At 69.2% G+C, this 6,723-nt stretch carries 1 protein-coding gene; it reads left to right on the top strand.

The genetic code is table 11. The annotated features are described in order from the left end of the window. Window positions 1-13: 13 nt before the first annotated feature. Window positions 14-6,723 (top strand): two-partner secretion domain-containing protein (locus AC1DYD_RS37305; protein WP_478177772.1); only part of this gene is annotated, 6,710 nt, incomplete at its 3' end.

The raw sequence follows: 6,723 nt of genomic DNA on the forward strand, positions 1-6,723 counted from the left end.
ACCCGAAAACAAGATGAACAAGCTGCGATACAGGGTGATTTTCAGCGCCGCGAGAGGGATGCTGGTGGCGGTTCAAGAGACCGCGCGAAGTGCCGGCAAGGCGGCGGGGACGACGGTCGGGGCGGTCGGTGTCACGGCAGCCGCGCTGCTGGCCCTCACGCCCGCGCAGGCCCAGATCGCAGCCGATCCGAACGCCCCGGGCAATCAGCGCCCGACCGTCTTGGCCGCGCCCAACGGGGTGCCCGTCGTGAACATCGTCACGCCCTCGGCCGCCGGGGTATCGCGCAACGTGTATCGGCAGTTCGACGTCAACGCCCAGGGCGCGATCCTCAACAACTCCCGCACGGCCGTGCAGTCGCAACTCGGCGGCTACATCGGTGCCAATCCATGGCTGGCGAGCGGCTCCGCGCGCGTCATCCTCAACGAAGTCAACAGTTCGTCGCCGAGCTACCTGCGTGGTTACGTGGAGGTCGCGGGACCGAAGGCCGAGGTGATCATCGCGAACCCCTCGGGCATCCAGGTCCAGGGCGGTGGCTTCATCAACGTCTCGCGCGCGACGCTCACCACCGGCGTGCCGCAGCTCAACGCCTACGGCGGCATCGAGAGCTATCGCGTGAGCGGCGGGTCCATCGACGTGAGCGGCAGCGGCCTCGACGCCAGCGGGACCGAATTCGCCGCGCTGTATGCGCGCATGGTGTCGATCAACGCCGGTGTCTGGGGCGGCGGAGAACTGCGCGTCGTGACGGGCGCGAACCAGGTGAGCGCCGATGGGGCGCCGGGCGTCGCCGCCAACGTCGTGCCGATGGCGGGCAGCGGGCCCACCCCGCCGATCGCTTTCGACTCCGGCGCCTTGGGCGGCATGTACGCGCAAAAGATCTGGATCATGGGCACCGAGGCGGGCGTCGGCGCCCGCAACGCAGGAACCATCCAGACCGGCGCGGGTGACGGCAGGCTGATGGGCCTGGGCGAACTGACCGTGACGGCCTCCGGGAGGATCGAGAACATCGGCATGATCCAGGCCGCGGGCGCTGCGGTCATCACGGCGCCCACCTTCGTGAACAGCGGGACGGTGGTGGCCGCCGGCACGACGAAGATCGCCACGCAGGGCGACCTGGCCAACGCGGGCGGCACCATCGAAGGCCGGCGCATCGAGTTGGCGAGCGCGGCCGGCGATGTGAACAATGCCGGAACGATTCGGCAGACGAGCATGGTCGGGCTCGCGCTCGCAGCGCCGACGCTTGTCAATACCAACGGCGGCACCATCGGCTACGAGCCAGCCGCCGATGCTTCTGGCGCAGGCGCGGGAGGCGGCTCCAGCGGGGGCAATTCCGGCGCGGGGGCCGGCACGGGCGATGCGGGAGCGGGTTCGGGCACGGGGGGTCCGGCAGACCCGGGCGCGGGTGCGGGTGGCACGGCGGTCACGCCAGTGGCGCCGATCGCGCCCGGCCTCATCACCGCGGCCGGCACGATCCGAAACGACGGCGGTCATGTCTATGCCGGCGGACCGATCGAACTGCAGACGCCCAACGTCTCGAACGCGGGCGGCAAGCTCGAAGTCTCCAGCCTCGCGGTCTCCGGTCCCACCTTCAGCAATGCAGGGGGCACGCTCCACGTCGCGAACGGTTTCAGTGCCAACGTTGTGAGCTTCGAAAACAGCGGCGGCAAGCTGAATGCCGGCAGTCTCGACATCACGACCACGGGCGACCTGCTCAATCAGGACGGAACGCTCGCCAGCAATGGCAACGCCAATCTACAGGTCGGCGGCATGGTGAAAAACCAGCGCGGCACGATCTCCGCGACCGGCGCGCTCGATGCGCGCGTCGCGGGCGCGATTCAAAACGTCTCGGGCTCGCTTCTTGCCAATCAAGCCGTCTCGATCCAGGGCCGGTCGCTCGACAACACGCTCGGAACCGTGGCCTCCGCAATGGCGGGCACGTCGCTTTCGGTCACGGACGCGCTGACGAACTCGGGCCAGATCGGCGCCGCGACCGACCTGGTCGCACGCGCCGGCTCGCTGTCCAACACCGGCTCGCTGCGCGCGGGCAATGATGCAAGCATCGTTGTCGCCGGCGCCCTCATCCATGACGGCAGCATCACGGCTGGACGAAACGTCGTCGTCAGTGCCGCCACCCTGCAAGGCGGGCGCACCGGTGTCCTCGGCGCGGGCATCAACGCCGATGGGAGCCCCGGAACGACCGGCGATCTGAATGTCACGGCGACCGGAGGCCTGGTCGCCCAGGGCAAGAACCTCGCGGCCGGCCAGGCGACGCTCCAGGGCGCGAGCGTCGATCTCTCGGGAAGCCAGACCGGCGCCGCGAACATCGCGATCAACGCCACGCAGGGCGACGTGACGACCAGCGGCGCCACCGTCGCCACGGCCGGGACGCTCAGCATCCGCGCCGACAGCCAAGGCGCACAGACCTTGGTCAACCAGGGCGGAAAGCTCAATGCCGGCCAACTGGACCTGCACGCCTCGAACATCGCCAACACGGGCGGCGGCGAGATCGTCCAGACCGGCGCGGGCGCCACCACCATCGCCGTCAGCGGCTCGCTGAGCAATGCCGGCGGGCGCATCGCCAGCAACGGGCAGGACCTGGCGCTCCAGGCTGTCACCTTTGCCAACGCTGGCGGCAGCATCGAGCATGCCGGCAATGGCACGCTGTCGCTCAGGGGCGGCAGCTTCGAGGGTGCCGGCGGCAGCGTCGTGAGCAACGGCGCGCTCGTCGTCGGCCTGTCCGGCGCGTTCAACCAGGACGGCGGCAAGCTCAGTGCGCAGCAAGTCACCATCGACGCCGCCAGCATCGGCAACCGCGGCGGCGAGATCGTTCAGATCGGCGGGGGGGCGACGCACATCGCCGCCAGCGGCGTGCTCGACAACACTTCGGGAACGATCGCCAGCAACGGCGCAGACCTGGGTCTGGCCGCCACCACCTTGGTCAACAAGGATGGGACGATCCAGCATGCCGGCACCGGGACGTTGAGCATCGACGCGCAGGCTTTCCAGGGCGCGGGTGGTCGCATCGCGAGCAATGGCGCGTTGGCAGTGCATGCAGGCGAGTTCAACCAGGCGGGGGGCGAACTCACGGCCCGGCAGATCACCATCGATGCTGTCGATATCGACAACCGCAACGCCAAGATCACTCAACTGGGCGATGGCGCGACCCGCCTCGCGGCCTCCGGGCGCTTCGACAACACGGACGGCCAGATCGCGACCAATGGCCACGACCTGAGCCTCTTGGGCGGCAGCTTCCTGAACACCCGCGGCGCCATCGCGCACGCCGGCACCGGCACCCTGGCGCTCGACGCCGGAAGCTTCGACGGCAACGCGGGCAGCATCGTCAGCAACGGCAGCCTGGTCGTCCAGGCCGGCGACTTCAGCCAGGACGGCGGCAGCATGGCCGCGCAGCAGATCCGGATCGATGCCGCAAGCCTGAGCAATCGTTCCGGCACCATCGTGCAAAGCGGCAACGGCAGCACCCACATCGCGGTCACGGCCACCGTGGACAACACCCGCGGCCGGATCGCGACCAACGGCCAGGACCTGGCCCTGCGCGCCGCGACGCTGCAGAACTCGGCCGGCGCGATCGAGCATGCGGGCGCGGGGACCTCGAATCTGGACGTCGGCACGTACAGCGCCACGCAGGGACGTGTGATCAGCAATGGCGCGCTGGCCGTGCGGGCCGGCACCTATGCGCAGGACGGTGGCGCGACCATTGCCCAGCAGATCACCATCGATGCGGCGGATATCGCCAACATCCACGGCGCGGAGATCGTCCAGGTCGGCACCGCGGCCACGCACATCGCGGCGACCGGCACGCTCAAGAACGACGGTGGCCGGATCGCCAGCAACGGCGCCGACATGACGCTCAAGGCCGGGGCGCTGTCCAACGCGCTGGGTCACCTGCAGCACGCCGGCACCGGGACGATGACGATCGATGCGGGCAACTTCGCAGGAGCCGGCGGCGAGATCACGTCCAACGGTGCGCTGGTCGTGCGCGCCGGGGACTTCAACCAGGCGGGCGGCGTCACCACGGCGGCCCAGGTCACGATCGACGCGGCGGCCCTGGGCAACCGCGGCGGTCGGATCATCCAGACCGGCGCCGGCGCCACGCGCATCACGGTCGCCGGCGCCATCGACAACAGCGCCGGCGGCACGATCGCCAGCAACGGCGATGTTTCGATTGCCGCGGGCAGCCTGTTGAACCAGGGCGGCACGCTGCGTGCGGCCGGCGCGTCTGGCCTCGACCTCGCCACCACCGGGCTGGTGGACAACGGCAACGGCGGTGAGATCGGCGCCGGCGGAAACCTTGCCCTGAGCGCCGGCAGCCTGCGCAACGATGCCGGCCGCATCACCGCCGTCGGCAACCTGGTCGCCACCGTCGTGGGGGCGGCGTCCAACGTCGAGGGGACGCTGGCAGCGAACGGCGACGCGGCGGTCACGGCCGGCAGTCTGGACAATACGCGCGGCATCGTCGCGGCGGTCGAGGGTGCGTTGCGCGTCACCACCAGCGGCACCACCGTCAATGCCGGCGGGACGATGCAAGCGGGCGGCGATGTCGTTCTCGCCAGCCGCGGCTTCGACAACACGGCGGGCAAGGTCTTTGGCGATACGCTGTCCGTGAACACCGATGGCAACACCCTGTCGAATGCGCAGGGCACACTGGCCGCCGCGACCACGGTGGCGTTGAACTCGGGCGCGCTCGCGAACGATGCCGGCCTGATCCAGTCCGGCGGCGCCATGACGGTGAACACGAACGGCCAGGCACTGAGCAACACGAATGCCGCAGGCCATGCAAGCGGCAAGGGTGGCATCACCAGTGCCGGCACGCTCGATATCGCCAGCGGCGCGTTGAGCAACGCGGGCGGCTATATCGGCTCGAAGGACGCGCTGACCGCCAACTCGACAGACTTCTCCAACACCAGCGGCGGAACCGTCTTCAGCCAGTCGAGCGTTGCCGTGGACACGCACGGTGCGACCTACGACAACACGGGCGGCGTGACCCAGGCGGTGGGCGACCTGAGCGTGAACGCCGGCACCGTCCGGAACGCCGGCGGCCTGATCCGCTCCGGCGCGACGACGACGCTCACCGCAGGAGTGATCGACAACACCCACACGCAGGGCATCGACCAAGGCATCGAAGGCCGGAATGTTGCGTTGAACGTCGGCGATCTCGACAACACTTCGGGCGCTGTCCGGTCCGATGTCAACACGACCATCACCAGCGGAGGCAGCGTCAACAACACGAACGGCCTGATCTCGGCGAACGACACGCTGCGCATCGTCGACCCGAAGGCCGCGAATCCCAACGCCAAGACGCTGGCCATCACCAACACCGGCGGGGTCCTCACGGCGAACAAGGCCCTCCAGCTGGACGCCGCCCGCTTCAGCGCCGACGGCACCGTCTCCTCGGGCCGGGACCTGAGCATCGCGCTCACGCAGGACATCGTGAACAACGGCGAGGTGAGCGCCAATGGCGAGCTGAGGTATGTCACCACCGGCAACCTGACCAACAACGGCAAGCTGCTCGCGGGCGGCACCTTGACGGCCGGCGGCAACGTGGTGGAGAACACCGTCAACGCCGAGATGAGCGCGGTCGACACGATCATCCAGGCCGGGACGCTCAACAACCGAGGCCTGATCGACAGCCATGGCCAGACGCGAATCGACGCGGGAACCGTCAACAACATCGGAACTGGCCGCATCTATGGCGATGCCGTCGCCATCGGCGCGGGCACGCTGAACAACGTCGCCGAGACCGTCGGGGGCGCGACCTCCGCCGCCACCATCGCGGCGCGCTCCACGCTGGACATCGGCGCGGGCAGCATCAACAACCGCGACGGTGCACTGATTTTCAGCGCGGGCGACATGTACATCGGCGGCGCGCTCGATGCCAACGGCTACGCCAGCGGCAAGGGCAGCGTCCTGAACAACGAAAGCGCCACCATCGAATCGCTCGGCGACATGTCGATCGCGATGGCGAACGTCAACAACATCGACACCCACTTGCAGGTGGTGCAGGAAACCAGGACCGAGCAGACGACCCACCTGTCGACGCTGGACGGCAAGAACTGGAGCAAGGACGACACGCGGGGCGACCCCTTCACGGGCCAGGTGTGGCACCGCAATGCCGACGGCAGCGAAACGCTGGTCGGCATCAGCTACCTCGACTGGCAGATCACCGAGACCACGACCCGCGACGTCGCCACCCACACGGCGGCTGCCCGGCTGGCGGCCGGCGGCAACATGGACATCGATGGGCATCTGCTGAACCGGGACAGCAAGGTGACCGCCGGCGGCTCGCTCACCGCCACCAGCGTGGACAACAGGGCGACTCAGGGCCAGTCCGCCACCAGCTACAGCGGCATGGCCACAGGCTACGACGGCCACGGCGTGGCGTTCTACCCCCTGACACCGTACTCGGACCCCGCCAAGACCATCGACATCGGCAGCTTCGAGTACACGCCGAACACCCATGCCACGGCTGGCTACAACCCGGGTCCGGCGAGCAGTGTCAACGGACCGGGCGGCTCCGCGGGCCAGGCCGGTAGCGTTTCGGGCGGCAACGGACCCGGCACGGTCATCGAAGTGGCCTCGGCGGTCAGCGGGTCGTCGCGGGCCGACGGCGAACAGGCGGCGAGTCAGACCGGCGGCGTCGGTCAGGCGGGTGGGTCGAACGCGGCGACCGCCGGCGGCAGCGGTGCGGGCACCGCAGGCGGCAGCGC

Source organism: Variovorax sp. P4_B11 (assembly GCF_056402355.1).